A 15,780-nucleotide genomic window follows, 5' to 3' on the forward strand; every position below is an offset into this window, starting at 1 on the left:
GTTGGTCACTTGTTCAATAAGTGCCGCGAACCCGATCCAAGGAGCACCGATGCCCTGGCAGATGCCCAGCGAGACCGCCCGCCACGACCGCGTCTGGATGGCCTTCCCCGCCGAAGGCGAGACCCTCGGCGACACCGACGCCCTGCGCGAGGAGGGCTACGCGACCTGGACCGCGGTGGCGCACGCCGTCTCCGCGTTCACGCCGGTGACCATCCTGGTGGATCCGAGCGAGCTGAGCCGCGCCCGCCGCATGCTCTCCTCGGACGTCACGATCCTGGAGGCGCCCGTCGACGAGTTCTGGATGCGCGACTCGGGTCCGACCTTCGTCGTCGATCCCGAGCGACCCGGTGTGCTCGGCGCGGTCGACTGGGTGTTCAACGGCTGGGGCGCCCCCGCCTGGGCGAGCTGGAAGCACGCGGCGCAGCACGCGCGCATCATCGCCGCCGAAGTCGGGGCCGAGCTCGTGAGCTCCGCACTCGTCAACGAGGGCGGCGGGATCCACGTCGACGGCGAGGGCACGGTCCTGCTGACCGAGACGGTGCAGCTCGACCCGCGCCGCAACCCGTACCTCGACCGACAGCGCGTCGAGGCCGAGATGCTCCGCACGATCGGCGCCACGAAGGCGGTCTGGCTGCCCCGCGGCCTCACCCGCGACTACGACGAGTTCGGCACGAACGGCCACGTCGACATCGTCGCCGCCATCGCCTCCCCCGGCCGGGTCCTCCTGCATGCACAGCAGGATCCCGCCCACCCCGACTTCGAGGTGTCCGCCGCCCTGCGCGAGCACCTCGCCGCGCAGACCGACGCCGCCGGCCGCGCCTTCGAGATCGTCGACCTCCCCGCCCCTGCGACCCTGCGCGACGAGGAGGGCTTCGTCGACTGGAGCTACGTCAACCACCTGGTCACCAACGACGGCGTCGTCGCCTGCGGCTTCGGCGACGAGACCGCCGATGAGCGGGCGCGGGAGATCCTCACCGACGCGTACCCGGGACGCCGCGTGGTGACGGTCGACGCCCGCCCCCTGTTCGACCGCGGCGGCGGCATCCACTGCATCACCCAGCAGCAGCCCACCCTCCAGGCCTGACCCGCCTGCCCTCGCTGCCCCTCCCCCCTCCCCGTCTGTTTGCGCCGAACCGTGGCGTTGCGCCCCTGAATCCCACGGTTCGGCGCAAACAGACGCACGATCGAAGGATCCGCTCATGTTCGACGTCGTCGAGACCCCCATCGCCCGCCTGCGCGAGGTCCTCGAGGCCGGCGAGACCACGGCCGTCGAACTGGTCGACGCCTATCTCGCCCGCATCGACGCCTATGACGGGCCCGACACCGAGACTGCGCTGAACGCGGTCGTCGTGCGCAATCCGCAGGCGCGTGCAGAGGCTGAAGCATCCGACGCGCGGCGCGCCCGCGGCGAGACCCTGGGTCCGCTCGACGGCATCCCCTACACCGCGAAGGACAGCTACCTCGTGCGCGGGCTGACCGCGGCGGCCGGGTCCCCCGCGTTCGCAGAGCTCGTCGCCCAGCGCGACGCGTTCACGATCGAGCGTCTGCGAGCGGGGGGCGCGATCTGCCTCGGCCTCACCAACATGCCGCCGATGGCGAACGGCGGCATGCAGCGCGGCGTGTACGGCCGCGCGGAGAGCCCGTACAACGCGGACTGGCTGACGAGCGCCTTCGGATCCGGTTCGTCCAACGGATCCGGCACGGCCACGGCAGCGTCGTTCGCCGCCTTCGGCCTGGGCGAGGAGACCTGGTCCAGCGGACGGGCGCCCGCATCCCACAACGCGCTCGTCGCCTACTGTCCCAGCCGAGGGGTCATCTCCGTCCGCGGCAACTGGCCGCTCGTGCCGACGCAGGACATCGTCGTGCCGCACGCCCGCTCGGTCGCCGATCTGCTCGAGATCCTCGACGTGGTCGTCGCCGACGATCACACGACCCGCGGGGACTTCTGGCGGGCGCAGCCGTGGGTGCCGCTGCCGACGGCATCCGAAGTCCGCCCCGAGTCGTATGTCGCCCTCGAGCCCGCGGATCTGCACGGCAAGCGGTTCGGCGTCCCCCGGATGTTCATCAATGCGGATCCCGAGGCCGGCACCGGCACCGGGATCGGCGGGCCGACGGGGCAGCGCATCGAGACCCGCGAGTCGGTCATGGAGCTGTGGCGCGCCACCCGTGCCGCGCTGGAGGCGGCCGGCGCCGAGGTGGTCGAGGTCGACTTCCCCGCCGTCTCGAACTATGAGGGAGACCGCGCCGGAGCGCCGACCATCGCAACCCGCGGCATCGTTCCGCCGGAGTTCCTGCGCAGTGAGGTCATCGAGCTGTGCGCTTGGGGATGGAACGACTTCCTCGACGCGAACGGCGACCCTGCGCTGAACACCCTGGCGCAGGTCGACGGCGCGCAGATCTTCCCCGCGCCCCCGGGCGCACTGCCCGACCGCTACACCGGCTTCGACGACGACATCAACGAGCTGCCCGACCTCTTCCGCGCACACCCCGTCACTGACATGACGACGATCCCGCTCATGGAGGAGGGACTGCGCGGGCTTGAGGAGACCCGCCGCATCGACGTCGAGGAGTGGATGGATCGCCTCGGGCTGGATGCCGTCATCCACCCGACCATGGCCGACATCGGCCCGGCGGACATGGATGTCAACCCCGCCTCCGCCGATCAGGGCTGGCGCAACGGCGTCTGGGTCGCCAACGGCAACATCGTGCCGCGGCACCTCGGCATCCCCTCCGTGACGGTGCCCATGGGCACCCTCTCGGACATCGCGATGCCGGTGGGCCTGACGATCTCGGGCCGCGCCTATGACGACACGCGGCTGCTGCAGCTCGCGGCCGCCGTCGAGGCGACCGGCGACCGGCGCACGTCGCCGCCGCGCACTCCCCGGCTCTGAGGCGTCGCCCCGTCCCCCGCCGCGGCGAGGATCGTCGCGCTATCGTGAGCGCATGGAACCGACTCCGCTGCGCACCCTCGAGGAGACGGTGCGCCGGGAACGGCGGGGCGTCCTCGCGACGACCGCCGCGGACGGCGCTCCGGAGGCCTCACTCGTCGGCATCGCCGTCCTCGACGACGGCACCCTGATCGTGAACGCGCCGTCCACGGCGCGCAAGGTGGCGCACCTGAGGGTGAACCCCCGCGCCGCGCTCGTCATCGGCGCCGGGGACGTGCGCAGCCTGCAGGTCGAGGGCAGAGCGCAACTGCTCGAGGGCGACGACCGCGCCCGGCTCGGCGCCGCCTATGACGCGCAGCTCCCCGGATCGCGATCGCTCGCCGAAGGCTTCATCCTCATCATGATCCGCCCGGAGTGGATGCGCGACTACGACGTCTCCCGCGAGCCCCGTGCCGTCGAGGCCACCTTCGCCGCCGACTGATTCGGGCCTCCGTGCTTCGGCGCGCTCTGCCTGCTCTCCGTGTGTCGTCACATTTCACGACCGTTTCCTCGGCGACACGCCCGGACGTAGCCTGATCGCACCGATCCTGTGAGGAGACCATCGTGACCACGCCCCGCGCTCAGCTCTCGCCCGTTCCGGCGCGACAGGCTGCGGCGTGCATGTGCGACCACGGCGACGTCTGCTCCTCCTTCGCTCCGGGGCACGCGCTGCATCTCATCCAGGCGCGTCTGGCCGCTGCGACGACCGCGGGCTGGACCGACGCGCTCGTGACCGGCCTCGACCGTGCGGCGGGCATCGTGCAGGTGCAGACGCTCGAGGGCGAGATCCTCTCGCTCTGGAACGCCGGCGGCGCAGCGCTCGAGGTCGAGCCCGGACAGCCTGTCGCCGTGCACACGCGGTGGAACGTGCTGGCGATCGGCGCGCTCCGCTACAACGTGGCGCGCGCCTGACGACCCCCGCGGAACGCAGGTCGCGGGAGCGGGTGACCGCGTGGGGTCACCCGCTCCCCCGGGTCAGACCTCGAGCTCGCGGAGGAAGCCCTGCACGTGCTCCTGCAGACGCAGGATCCGCAGCTCTCGGGCGGCCTCTCGGTCATACCCCTCGTATGCCAGGGCCGGCAGCCGGCGCACGTTCGCCGAGCACCCGAAGTTCGCGCAGATCAGCACGCCGAGCGTGTTGCCGTTGCGCCCGGACGGGCCCGCCTTGCGCGCCGCGAAGAACTGCACGTCGTTGCGGAGGGTGACGTCCTCGCACCACGAGCACTGGGCGCGCGCGAGTGTACGCTGCTCCGCCTGCTGGAGCAGCACGGACATCGGCGTCCCGTCTTCGCGATGCGCGACGACATAGGCGCGCCGGGGCATCTTGGGGTCGGACCAGCCGAGGTAGTCGAGGGTCGAGAAGTCGAGCTCGCCGAAGCCCGGCGGAAGCGTGAGGGAGGAGGACTCCTTGCGGGAGGCGTTGCGGAAGGACGCGCGGATGGCGCGCTCGTCGATGGGAAGCATGTCGTGCTCTCTGTGCGATGTCGTGGGGCCTGCGGGGCAGACCCGAAGAAGCGGCCGTCTCCGACAGCCGAGAAGTTCCCGCGGACTGATCACGCGGGCGCGACGAACTCGCCGACGCGTCACCTCGTCGGCGGGGGCGTCAGCCTCTGCCACCGGCGCAGAACGCGCCGGCTACCTCCTTCGACGCCGCACGGGCGTCACGAACGAACAGCATGTCTCGATCCTATGGCACCCTGGTGTGCCGAGCGCTGAACGCGTGGGTGGTCAGGCGACCATCATCGAATCGCGCATCGCCATGCAGGCATCCATGCACGCCTTGCACGCTGCTGCGCACATCCGGCAGACCTCGCTGTGGGCCTCGTGCTGCATGCACATGTCCATGCAGAGCTGGCACATCGCCATGCAGGCGTCGAGCATCGACATCATCACGGCCGGGGTCATCCCCTGCATGCGCATCATCGAGCGCATCATCGTGTTGCACATGTCGGCGCAGTTCATGCACGCGGGCGAGCAGTCCATCATCTGCGTCGAACAGATCGTGCACGCCTGCTCGCACGCCGAACACGCGTCCATACAGGCCTGCATGAGCGACATGTCCATCGCCTGCATGCCGGGCATCATGTCCATGCTCTTCATCGAGTCCATCATCATCGCGTCCATCACAAGCTCCTTCGTTCCACCAGGGAGGCGGGCGATCCGTCCGTCTGACGACAGGGTAGCCCCGTCGACTCCTCCCGTCGATGCCCGATCGCGGACGGGTGCGTCGAAGGCGCACGGGCGCGTGCACGCGAATCCCGCCGCGCAGCGGCGGAGGTCGCGGGGCCGCGCACGCACGAAAAAAGGCCGCCCGGAAGGGCGGCCTTGAATCGTCTCGTGGTGAAATGCAGAAAGGCCACCCTGCGTTGGGTGGCCTTTCTGTTAAAGGAAGTCCGGCGGTGTCCTACTCTCCCACAGGGTCCCCCCTGCAGTACCATCGGCGCTGTGAGGCTTAGCTTCCGGGTTCGGAATGTGACCGGGCGTTTCCCTCACGCTATGGCCGCCGAAACACTATTGACGTGTCTCAAACAAACACAAGCATGTGTGTTGTTGTTTGGTTTTCGACCGTACGTCGAGAACCACAAAGTGGACGCAAGCACCAAGAACGGTGTGTTATCAAGTCATCGGCTTATTAGTACCAGTCAGCTGCACGTGTTACCACGCTTCCACATCTGGCCTATCAACCCAGTAGTCTGGCTGGGAGCCTCTCACCCGAAGGTATGGAAGTCTCATCTTGAGGCCGGCTTCCCGCTTAGATGCTTTCAGCGGTTATCCATCCCGAACGTAGCTAACCAGCGGTGCTCCTGGCGGAACAACTGGCACACCAGAGGTTCGTCCAACCCGGTCCTCTCGTACTAGGGTCAGATCCTCTCAAACTTCCTACGCGCGCAGCGGATAGGGACCGAACTGTCTCACGACGTTCTAAACCCAGCTCGCGTACCGCTTTAATGGGCGAACAGCCCAACCCTTGGGACCTACTCCAGCCCCAGGATGCGACGAGCCGACATCGAGGTGCCAAACCATGCCGTCGATATGGACTCTTGGGCAAGATCAGCCTGTTATCCCCGAGGTACCTTTTATCCGTTGAGCGACAGCGCTTCCACAAGCCACTGCCGGATCACTAGTCCCGACTTTCGTCCCTGCTCGACCTGTCAGTCTCACAGTCAAGCTCCCTTGTGCACTTACACTCGACACCTGATTGCCAACCAGGTTGAGGGAACCTTTGGGCGCCTCCGTTACTTTTTGGGAGGCAACCGCCCCAGTTAAACTACCCACCAGGCACTGTCCCTGAACCGGATCACGGTTCGAAGTTAGATATCCAGAGTGACCAGAGTGGTATTTCAACAATGACTCCACATGAACTGGCGTCCATGCTTCACAGTCTCCCACCTATCCTACACAAGCCACACCGAACACCAATACCAAGCTGTAGTAAAGGTCACGGGGTCTTTCCGTCCTGCTGCGCGTAACGAGCATCTTTACTCGTAATGCAATTTCGCCGAGTTCGCGGTTGAGACAGTTGGGAAGTCGTTACGCCATTCGTGCAGGTCGGAACTTACCCGACAAGGAATTTCGCTACCTTAGGATGGTTATAGTTACCACCGCCGTTTACTGGGGCTTAAATTCTGAGCTTCGCCGAAGCTAACCCGTCCTCTTAACCTTCCAGCACCGGGCAGGCGTCAGTCCGTATACATCGTCTTGCGACTTGGCACGGACCTGTGTTTTTAGTAAACAGTCGCTACCCACTAGTCTCTGCGGCCACCACGCCCTTTTCGGAGTAAATCCGTATAAGCGGGTGGCCCCCCTTCTCCCGAAGTTACGGGGGCATTTTGCCGAGTTCCTTAACCACGATTCTCTCGATCTCCTTGGTATTCTCTACCTGACCACCTGAGTCGGTTTGGGGTACGGGCGGCTAGAACCTCGCGTCGATGCTTTTCTCGGCAGCATAGGATCACCCACTTTTTATCCGCATCGTGTCTCAGCCTGAATGAGAGACGGATTTGCCTATCTCTCGGCCTACGCACTTGCACCAGGACAACCATCGCCTGGCTTGGGCTACCTTCCTGCGTCACACCTGTTAATACGCTCACTCCACCAGATGGGGTCGCATGCCGCCTCACGATCGTCCCCGAAGGGATCCACGCGTCTTGGGATGCTTAGCACTCCTGATTTCATGTGGGCGGTTCTTCGCCGGTACGGGAATATCAACCCGTTGTCCATCGACTACGCCTGTCGGCCTCGCCTTAGGTCCCGACTTACCCAGGGAAGATTAGCTTGACCCTGGAACCCTTGGTCTTCCGGAGGACGTGTTTCTCACACGTCTTTCGCTACTCATGCCTGCATTCTCACTCGTGTAGCGTCCACGGCTGGATCACTCCGCCGCTTCACTCGCCACACGACGCTCTCCTACCCATCAACACGGCTGGACCACGAAGGCCTACCATTAATGTCAATGCCACAACTTCGGTGGCGTGCTTGAGCCCCGTTACATTGTCGGCGCGGAATCACTTGACCAGTGAGCTATTACGCACTCTTTCAAGGGTGGCTGCTTCTAAGCCAACCTCCTGGTTGTCACAGCAACTCCACATCCTTTCCCACTTAGCACGCGCTTAGGGACCTTAGTTGGTGGTCTGGGTTGTTTCCCTCTCGACTATGAAGCTTATCCCCCACAGTCTCACTGCTGCGCTCTCACTTACCGGCATTCGGAGTTTGGCTGACGTCAGTAACCTTGTAGGGCCCATCGGCCATCCAGTAGCTCTACCTCCGGCAAGAAACACGCAACGCTGCACCTAAATGCATTTCGGAGAGAACCAGCTATCACGAAGTTTGATTGGCCTTTCACCCCTATCCACAGCTCATCCCCTCAGTTTTCAACCTAAGTGGGTTCGGCCCTCCACGACGTCTTACCGTCGCTTCAGCCTGGCCATGGATAGATCACTTCGCTTCGGGTCTAGGACACGCGACTGAATCGCCCTATTCAGACTCGCTTTCGCTACGGCTACCCCACACGGGTTAACCTCGCCACGTATCACTAACTCGCAGGCTCATTCTTCAAAAGGCACGCTGTCACCCCTACTAAGGAGGCTCCAACGGTTTGTAAGCAAACGGTTTCAGGTACTATTTCACTCCCCTCCCGGGGTACTTTTCACCTTTCCCTCACGGTACTTGTCCGCTATCGGTCATCTGGGAGTATTTAGGCTTATCAGGTGGTCCTGACAGATTCACACGGGATTTCTCGGGCCCCGTGCTACTTGGGATACTCTTCACGCCAAGCCAGGCATTTCGACTACGGGGTTCGCACCCTCTATGACCGGCCATTCAAAACCGTTCGTCTATACCTGCTTGTAACGCTGAAAGTTCGGCAGAACAATCAGAAAAGTCCCACAACCCCGAGCATGCAACGCCTGCCGGCTATCACACACACCCGGTTTAGCCTCATCCGCTTTCGCTCGCCACTACTCACGGAATCACATGTTGTTTTCTCTTCCTGTGGGTACTGAGATGTTTCACTTCCCCACGTTCCCTCTACCCGCCCTATATATTCAGGCGGGAGTCACTAGGTCGGCACGCCGCCCAGCGGGGTTTCCCCATTCGGACACCCTCGGATCAAAACTCGCTTATCAGTTCCCCGAGGCTTATCGCAGATTGCTACGTCCTTCTTCGGCTCCAGATGCCAAGGCATCCACCGTTTGCTCTTAAAGACTTGAAATCACATGAGTTCATCAAGAATCGGTACCAGACCCCGAAGGATCCAGTTCGAAATTGACTAATGATCTTTAAGATCATCAATACAACACAACCCCAAAGGGTCATGCTGAAGATGCTCGCGTCCACTGTGTAGTTCTCAAAGTACGGGCGGTCCCCCACCCCCTCACCGCAGTGAAAGGCATGAAGGCCAGAAGTACCGCATGTGTTCCCACACCCGGTCCCTCAGGACCCAACAGCGTGCAGGCACCAAACCCGCCGGCCCCGCGTTCCCACACCGAAGTGCGTACTAGCAGAAACCATTGGCTCTGATGCCATGTCAAATGTTCCACCCATGAGCTCCCAGCGAAGAACGTGTGCCTTCGATCTGGGTTCTGGACTCCGAAGAGTCAGATGCTCCTTAGAAAGGAGGTGATCCAGCCGCACCTTCCGGTACGGCTACCTTGTTACGACTTAGTCCTAATTACCGATCCCACCTTCGACGGCTCCCTCCACAAGGGTTAGGCCACCGGCTTCAGGTGTTACCGACTTTCATGACTTGACGGGCGGTGTGTACAAGACCCGGGAACGTATTCACCGCAGCGTTGCTGATCTGCGATTACTAGCGACTCCGACTTCATGAGGTCGAGTTGCAGACCTCAATCCGAACTGGGACCGGCTTTTTGGGATTCGCTCCACCTCACGGTATTGCAGCCCTTTGTACCGGCCATTGTAGCATGCGTGAAGCCCAAGACATAAGGGGCATGATGATTTGACGTCATCCCCACCTTCCTCCGAGTTGACCCCGGCAGTATCCCATGAGTTCCCACCATTACGTGCTGGCAACATAGAACGAGGGTTGCGCTCGTTGCGGGACTTAACCCAACATCTCACGACACGAGCTGACGACAACCATGCACCACCTGTTCACGAGTGTCCAAAGAGTTGACCATTTCTGGCCCGTTCTCGTGTATGTCAAGCCTTGGTAAGGTTCTTCGCGTTGCATCGAATTAATCCGCATGCTCCGCCGCTTGTGCGGGTCCCCGTCAATTCCTTTGAGTTTTAGCCTTGCGGCCGTACTCCCCAGGCGGGGAACTTAATGCGTTAGCTGCGTCACGGAATCCGTGGAAAGGACCCCACAACTAGTTCCCAACGTTTACGGGGTGGACTACCAGGGTATCTAAGCCTGTTTGCTCCCCACCCTTTCGCTCCTCAGCGTCAGTTACGGCCCAGAGATCTGCCTTCGCCATCGGTGTTCCTCCTGATATCTGCGCATTCCACCGCTACACCAGGAATTCCAATCTCCCCTACCGCACTCTAGTCTGCCCGTACCCACTGCAGGCCCGAGGTTGAGCCTCGGGATTTCACAGCAGACGCGACAAACCGCCTACGAGCTCTTTACGCCCAATAATTCCGGATAACGCTTGCACCCTACGTATTACCGCGGCTGCTGGCACGTAGTTAGCCGGTGCTTTTTCTGCAGGTACCGTCACTTTCGCTTCTTCCCTGCTAAAAGAGGTTTACAACCCGAAGGCCGTCATCCCTCACGCGGCGTTGCTGCATCAGGCTTCCGCCCATTGTGCAATATTCCCCACTGCTGCCTCCCGTAGGAGTCTGGGCCGTGTCTCAGTCCCAGTGTGGCCGGTCACCCTCTCAGGCCGGCTACCCGTCGACGCCTTGGTGAGCCATTACCTCACCAACAAGCTGATAGGCCGCGAGCCCATCCCCCACCAAAAAATCTTTCCAGACACTGACCATGCGGTCGCGTCTCGTATCCAGTATTAGACGCCGTTTCCAGCGCTTATCCCAGAGTGAGGGGCAGGTTGCTCACGTGTTACTCACCCGTTCGCCACTAATCCCCCAAAGCAAGCTTCGGGTTCATCGTTCGACTTGCATGTGTTAAGCACGCCGCCAGCGTTCATCCTGAGCCAGGATCAAACTCTCCGTAAAAAAGAAAAGCATACGAAACCAGGGAAAACCAGTAACGCAGCGAGTTTGAAACTGACCAAAGAGATGACATCATTGCTGACTTCATCCGAATGCCAACCCCGAAGGGCTGGTCTTTGATCCAAAGGAATTTCTCAACCAGCCCGAAGACTGGACGAGGAATAAATTGGCATTTGACAAGTGCACGCTGTTGAGTTCTCAAGGATCGGATGCTCCTGCGTTCCGGCCTCTCGGCCTTCCCTTCAGGGCAACTTCTCTATCTTATCCGTGTCGCTCAGGCTGTCAAATCGACACGCCGTGAGGTTCAGAACCGGATCCGTTCCCTCGTTTCCGAGGCAACTTCTCTAGCTTAGCCCTCCCGGCCAGTCTGTCAAATCGACGATCCTGGCGGACGGTCATCCTCTCAAGCGCACGCGCTTGATCCTCTGTGCGGGGAGAACCCGCGAAGAGGAACCGGCTTCCGAGGAAGTGGTGGATGGTGTTCGCCGCTTGGGGAGTCAGGCCTTCCGGCCCTTCGCTCTACCGCTTGGGGCGAACAAGTAATAAGTTACGCGGATCCCAGGGTTCCGGCAAATCGTGGCCCACTCTCGGGCGTGTCGCACGCGGCGGAGAGCAGCTTCATCGAGGCGGTTCGGCGCGGGATTCCGCGGATCTGCGCCGGCGGACCCGCAGCACCGACACCAGGATCAGGGAGAGGGCTCCCCAGATCCCGACCGCGAAGGGAAGAGTCCGGTACGCGAGGTGCTGCACCGTGAACTCCGGCGTGAGCGGCCCGTAGAGGGCCAGGCCGATGCACGCCGCCGCGAGCAGGAACGCCGGGAGCGACACCCACCAGGTCAGACGGAGCGCGAGAGGGGCGGTGTCTGCGGCAGCCGGAACCCGGCGGCGCAGCCAGACCGCGCCCGCGACCGCCAGCACCGCCAGGCCTCCGATCCCCGACGCGTACTGCAGCCACTTGTACCCCGGCAGGGGCCCCCAGGACCGGTCGAGTGCGGGGATGAGGGCGACGCCGCCCCTCCCCTCGTGCGTGAACGCGTCCCACAGGATGTGCGAGACGATCCCGAGTGCGAGAGCGACCAGGAGCAGAAGCGTGCGGAGCGGCGTGCCGAACGTCTCCTCGAGGGCGGCGCGGCCACCACGGTCCCATTCGGCGGGCAGACGCTGCGCGAGGAACCGCGGTGCCAGCATCCGCGCGGCCGGCCGTAGGAGCACTCTCCAGATCAGGAGCAGAACCAGCGCGACCCCGACCGTCACCGGCAGCCAGCGCAGGTCGTGGGTGACGTCGTAGCCCACGATCGCACCGCGCGTGAAGAGCGGCAGATCAGGAGCCATGGCGCCGATCGCGACCGCAGCCGGCACGAACGGCGTGCGGATGAACGGCAGGGCGACGATCGCATGACTGGGAGTGAACGGCATGACCCGACGGTATCCGGCCGGAACCGAGGATCACTCGTACGGGCGCAGGATCCGATCCAGGAAGCGTCGCGTGCGCTCGTGCACCGGCGCGGTGAAGACCTGCGACGGCGCGCCGCGCTCGACGACGACGCCGTCGTCCATGAACAGCACCTCGTCGGCGACCTGCCGCGCGAAGCCGAGCTCGTGCGTCACGATCACCATCGTCCAGCCCTCGGCCACCAGCTCCGAGATCACGCTCAGCACCTCGCCGACGAGCTCGGGGTCCAGCGCGCTCGTGGGCTCGTCGAAGAGCAGCAGGTCCGGCTTCAGCGCCAGCGCCCGCACGATCCCGACACGCTGCTGCTGTCCGCCGGAGAGCTGGAAGGGATAGGAGTCGCGCTTGTCGGCGAGGCCCACGCGCTCGAGCAGGGCGAGCGCCTCCTCCTCGGCCTGCGGCTTCGGCACGCCCTTCACCTGCACCGGGCCCTCCATCACGTTCTGCAGAACGGTCATGTGCGGGAACAGGTTGTGGTGCTGGAAGACCATCGCGGACCGGTCGCGCAGCGCGAGTCGTGCCCGCTCCGCGGACCGCCGGTCTCCGCGGTTCGCGAAGTCCACGACGGGACCCCCGTCGAAGGACAGCACCCCCGCGTCGGGCGTCTCGAGCCCGTTCAGGGAGCGCAGCACCGTCGTCTTGCCCGAGCCGCTCGGCCCGATGAGCGCGACCACCTCGCCCCGCTTCACGTCGAGGTCGATGCCCTTGAGCACCTCGTGGGCGCCGAAGGCCTTCGTCAGACCGGTCGCGCGCAGCAGCGGCGTCGACGTCGGCGGATCAATGAGCGACATAGCGGTCCAGCTTCTTCTCCACGAAGCCCTGCGCCCCGGAGAGCACGAGGCAGAACAGCCAGTAGACGAGCGCCGCCTCGAGGTACAGCAGCATGACCTCCTGGCTGGCTGCGGCGATGCGCTGGGCGACGCGGAACAGCTCGGTGACCAGGATGAGGGAGGCCAGCGACGTGTCCTTGACGAGGGAGATGAACGTGTTGGAGAGCGGCGGAACCGAGACCCGCGCCGCCTGCGGGAGGATGATCCGGCGCAGGGTCCGGCCGCGCGACATCCCGATCGTGTACCCCGCCTCCCACTGCCCCACCGGCACCGAGAGGATCGCGGCGCGGATGATCTCCGCGGCGTAGCCGCCGACGTTGAGCGAGAACGCCGCGATCGCCGACGGCCACGGGTCGATGACGATCCCGACGGCGCCCAGGCCGTAGAAGATCACGAAGAGCTGCACCAGCAGCGGCGTGCCCCGGATCACCGACACGTAGCCTCGGGCGATGCCCGAGAGCACGCGCGACTCGGACAGGCGCATCAGCGCGATGAGCAGCGCGAGCACCAGGCCGATCGCGAACGAGGCGAGGGCCAGCGGGATGGTCCCGCTGATCCCGCCCCAGACGATCGGCCAGAACGACTCCAGGAAGAGGTGCAGCCCGTCGGGCATGGCGTGCTACTTCGAGACGTCTTCGCCGAAGTACTTCTTGCCGAGCTTGGCGAGCGTGCCGTCGGAGGACAGCTTCGCGAGCGCTCCATCGACGGCCTTCACGAGCGCGTCCTTCTTCTTGGTGAACGCGAACGCGCTCTGCGCCGGGTCGGTCTGCGCGGCCACGGCCAGCTTCGCGTCCGGGTGCTGCTTGACGTAGTCCAGGTAGGTGAGCTTGTCGTTGACCGTGGCCTGCACGCGGCCCTGCTCGAGCAGGGCGACGGCCTGGGCCCAGCCCTCGACCGACTCGACGTTCGCCCCGGCGTCCTGCGCGAGCTTGTAGAAGTTGCTCGTCAGGGACTGTGCGGTGGTCTTGCCCTTGAGATCGGAGAAGCTCTTGATCGACGTGTCGCCCTTCTTCACCACCACGACGCTCGGCGAGACGGTGTACGGCGTGGAGAACAGGTACTTCGCCTGGCGCTCCGGATTGATCGAGACCTGGTTGCCGATGACGTCGAAGCGGCCGGCCTCGAGTCCCGCGAAGATCCCGTCCCACTGCGTCTCCTGGAACTCGACCTTCAGACCGAGCTCCTTGCCGACCGCCTGCGCGACCTCGACGTCGTAGCCGACGAGCTCGCCCGATCCGCCGTCCGCGTGGTACGTGAACGGGCTGTAGGTCCCCTCGGTCGCGACCGTCAGCGTGCCCGGCTTCACCAGCCCGTAGGACGCCGTGTCCGCGCCGGAGGATGCCGTGGGCTTGCCGGACGCGCCGCCCGAGCAGGCGGCGAGCGTGACGACGAGGGCGGATGCGGCGAGGCCGACGGCGATCCGGGCGATGCGACGGTGAGACATGGAGAGACTCCGTTCAGAGTGAAAAGTGCATGCGGAAAGGGCGCGCCCCCGCGCATCCGAGTGGATCATACGCGCACCGGTCGCGCGAACTGCGTTTCGCCGTGTGTCGCGCCCCGGACCCCGGGATCGCGCGCATGCGGTCCCGGGGATCGGATCCGGTCTCAGGCAGGGAGCAGTCCCGCGAGGGTCTTCTTGCCGCGGCGCAGCACCGAGACGCCGCCGGGCAGTCCCAGCGGCACGGTCGCGTCGTCGGCCTCGACGCGGACGCCGTCGATCGAGACGCCGCCCTGGGCGATGGCCCTGCGCGCCTCGGAGGCACTGGACACCAGGCCGGTCGCGACGAGCGCGTCGACCACGGAGGATCCGGCGGCGACCTGCGCGTTCGGCAGCTCCTCCAGTGCGGAGCGCAGCGTCGCGGCGTCGAGCACGGCCAGGTCGCCCTGACCGAACAGCGCCTCCGACGCGGCGATGACGGCCGCGGCCGCATCGATCCCGTGGACCGTCGCGACGACCTCGAGCGCGAGGCGCTTCTGCGCGGCGCGCCGGAACGGCTCCGCCTCGACCAGCGCCGCGTACTCCTCGATCTCCGCACGGGTGAGGAAGGTGAACACCTTGAGGCGGTCGATCACGTCGGCGTCGGCGGTGCCCAGCCAGAACTGGTACATCCGGTACGGGCTGCACATCTCGGCGTCGAGCCAGATCGCGTTGCCCTCGCTCTTGCCGAACTTCGTGCCATCGCTGTTCGTGATCAGCGGCGTGCCGATCGCATGCGCCGACACGCCCTCGACCCGGTGGATCAGATCCGTGCCGCTGGTGAGGTTGCCCCACTGGTCGCTGCCGCCGGTCTGCAGCACGCAGCCGTACTGGCGGTAGAGCTCGAGGAAGTCGAGGCCCTGCAGGATCTGGTAGCTGAACTCGGTGTAGCTGATGCCCGCGTCGGAGTTGAGCCGCGCCGCGACCGCGTCCTTCTTCAGCATCGTGCCCACGCGGTAGTGCTTGCCGATCTCGCGCAGGAAGTCGATCGCGCTCAGCGGCGCCGTCCAGTCGAGGTTGTTCACGATGCGCGCCGCGTTGTCGCCCTCGAAGCTCAGGTAGCGCTCGACCTGGGCGCGCAGGCGACCGACCCACTCCTCGACCGTCTCCCGCGTGTTCAGCGTGCGCTCGGCCGTGGGGCGCGGATCGCCGATGAGTCCCGTGGATCCGCCGACGAGGCCGAGCGGCTTGTGGCCGGCGAGCTGGATGCGGCGCAGGGTGAGCAGCTGCACGAGGTTGCCCAGGTGCAGGCTCGGCGCGGTCGGGTCGAAGCCGCAGTAATACGTGATCGCGGGCCCGGCGAGCAGGGCGCGCAGCGCCTCGGGATCCGTGGACACGTGGACGAGTCCGCGCCACACCAGTTCGTCCCACACGTTCTCGAACGAGGGGTCGATGGCCGGTGTCGCGGTCGTCAGGGATGGGTTCGACACCGGTTCAGGGTATCAGCGCGGATCGGCCCGCTCG

Annotated in this window: 11 protein-coding genes and 3 rRNA genes; 4 read left to right on the plus strand and 10 right to left on the minus strand. The window is 64.7% G+C overall.

Features of this window, described 5'->3' with window-relative positions; genetic code table 11:
- The first annotated feature begins 49 nt into the window (after nt 1-49).
- The 4 genes from NFX31_RS14100 (at nt 50) to NFX31_RS14115 (ending at nt 3,839) form a co-directional block, all read left to right on the plus strand.
- Nucleotides 50-1,084, plus strand: coding sequence for an agmatine deiminase family protein (locus tag NFX31_RS14100; RefSeq protein ID WP_262956000.1), 1,035 nt, complete (start codon nt 50-52; stop codon nt 1,082-1,084).
- Nucleotides 1,085-1,199: 115 nt separating this feature from the next.
- Nucleotides 1,200-2,891: an amidase gene (locus NFX31_RS14105; protein ID WP_262956001.1), complete on the plus strand. Its 1,692-nt coding sequence runs from the start codon at nt 1,200-1,202 to the stop codon at nt 2,889-2,891.
- Between the two features lie 52 nt (nt 2,892-2,943).
- Nucleotides 2,944-3,369 (plus strand): pyridoxamine 5'-phosphate oxidase family protein, encoded by a 426-nt coding sequence (locus tag NFX31_RS14110; protein ID WP_262956002.1) that lies wholly within the window; start codon nt 2,944-2,946, stop codon nt 3,367-3,369.
- A gap of 122 nt (nt 3,370-3,491) precedes the next feature.
- Nucleotides 3,492-3,839 carry a hypothetical protein gene (locus NFX31_RS14115; RefSeq protein ID WP_045248787.1) on the plus strand — a complete coding sequence of 116 codons (348 nt, stop codon included), beginning with the start codon at nt 3,492-3,494 and terminating at the stop codon, nt 3,837-3,839.
- A 63-nt stretch (nt 3,840-3,902) separates the two neighbouring features.
- On the opposite strand, the gene NFX31_RS14120 is transcribed toward NFX31_RS14115, so the two are convergent.
- The 10 genes from NFX31_RS14120 to tyrS all read right to left on the minus strand — a co-directional run bounded on the left by NFX31_RS14120 (nt 3,903) and on the right by tyrS (nt 15,746).
- Entirely contained in the window at nt 3,903-4,391 is a 489-nt protein-coding gene (locus tag NFX31_RS14120; protein ID WP_045248786.1) for an FBP domain-containing protein, read from the minus strand.
- Between the two features lie 264 nt (nt 4,392-4,655).
- Nucleotides 4,656-5,051: a four-helix bundle copper-binding protein gene (locus NFX31_RS14125; protein WP_045248785.1), complete on the minus strand. Its 396-nt coding sequence runs from the start codon at nt 5,049-5,051 to the stop codon at nt 4,656-4,658.
- Nucleotides 5,052-5,318: 267 nt separating this feature from the next.
- Nucleotides 5,319-5,435, minus strand: a 5S ribosomal RNA gene (gene rrf / locus NFX31_RS14130).
- Between the two features lie 104 nt (nt 5,436-5,539).
- Nucleotides 5,540-8,637: ribosomal RNA gene (locus NFX31_RS14135) — 23S ribosomal RNA — on the minus strand.
- A gap of 400 nt (nt 8,638-9,037) precedes the next feature.
- Nucleotides 9,038-10,562: ribosomal RNA gene (locus NFX31_RS14140) — 16S ribosomal RNA — on the minus strand.
- The 16S, 23S and 5S rRNA genes sit together here, the layout of an rRNA operon.
- Nucleotides 10,563-11,177: 615 nt before the next feature.
- Nucleotides 11,178-11,975, minus strand: coding sequence for a DUF4184 family protein (locus tag NFX31_RS14145; protein ID WP_262956003.1), 798 nt, complete (start codon nt 11,973-11,975; stop codon nt 11,178-11,180).
- A 30-nt stretch (nt 11,976-12,005) separates the two neighbouring features.
- Nucleotides 12,006-12,800 carry an amino acid ABC transporter ATP-binding protein gene (locus NFX31_RS14150; RefSeq protein WP_276553867.1) on the minus strand — a complete coding sequence of 265 codons (795 nt, stop codon included), beginning with the start codon at nt 12,798-12,800 and terminating at the stop codon, nt 12,006-12,008.
- Nucleotides 12,787-13,452: an amino acid ABC transporter permease gene (locus NFX31_RS14155; RefSeq protein ID WP_045249395.1), complete on the minus strand. Its 666-nt coding sequence runs from the start codon at nt 13,450-13,452 to the stop codon at nt 12,787-12,789. Before NFX31_RS14155 ends, NFX31_RS14150 begins: the two co-directional genes overlap by 14 nt.
- Nucleotides 13,453-13,458: 6 nt before the next feature.
- Nucleotides 13,459-14,283: an amino acid ABC transporter substrate-binding protein gene (locus NFX31_RS14160; RefSeq protein ID WP_045249394.1), complete on the minus strand. Its 825-nt coding sequence runs from the start codon at nt 14,281-14,283 to the stop codon at nt 13,459-13,461.
- 161 nt (nt 14,284-14,444) lie between these two features.
- On the minus strand, nt 14,445-15,746 hold the full coding sequence (tyrS, locus tag NFX31_RS14165) for a tyrosine--tRNA ligase (RefSeq protein WP_045249393.1): 1,302 nt from the start codon (nt 15,744-15,746) through the stop codon (nt 14,445-14,447).
- Nucleotides 15,747-15,780: the final 34 nt, after the last annotated feature.

This window comes from Microbacterium azadirachtae, from assembly GCF_025583665.1.
GTDB lineage: Bacteria > Actinomycetota > Actinomycetes > Actinomycetales > Microbacteriaceae > Microbacterium > Microbacterium azadirachtae.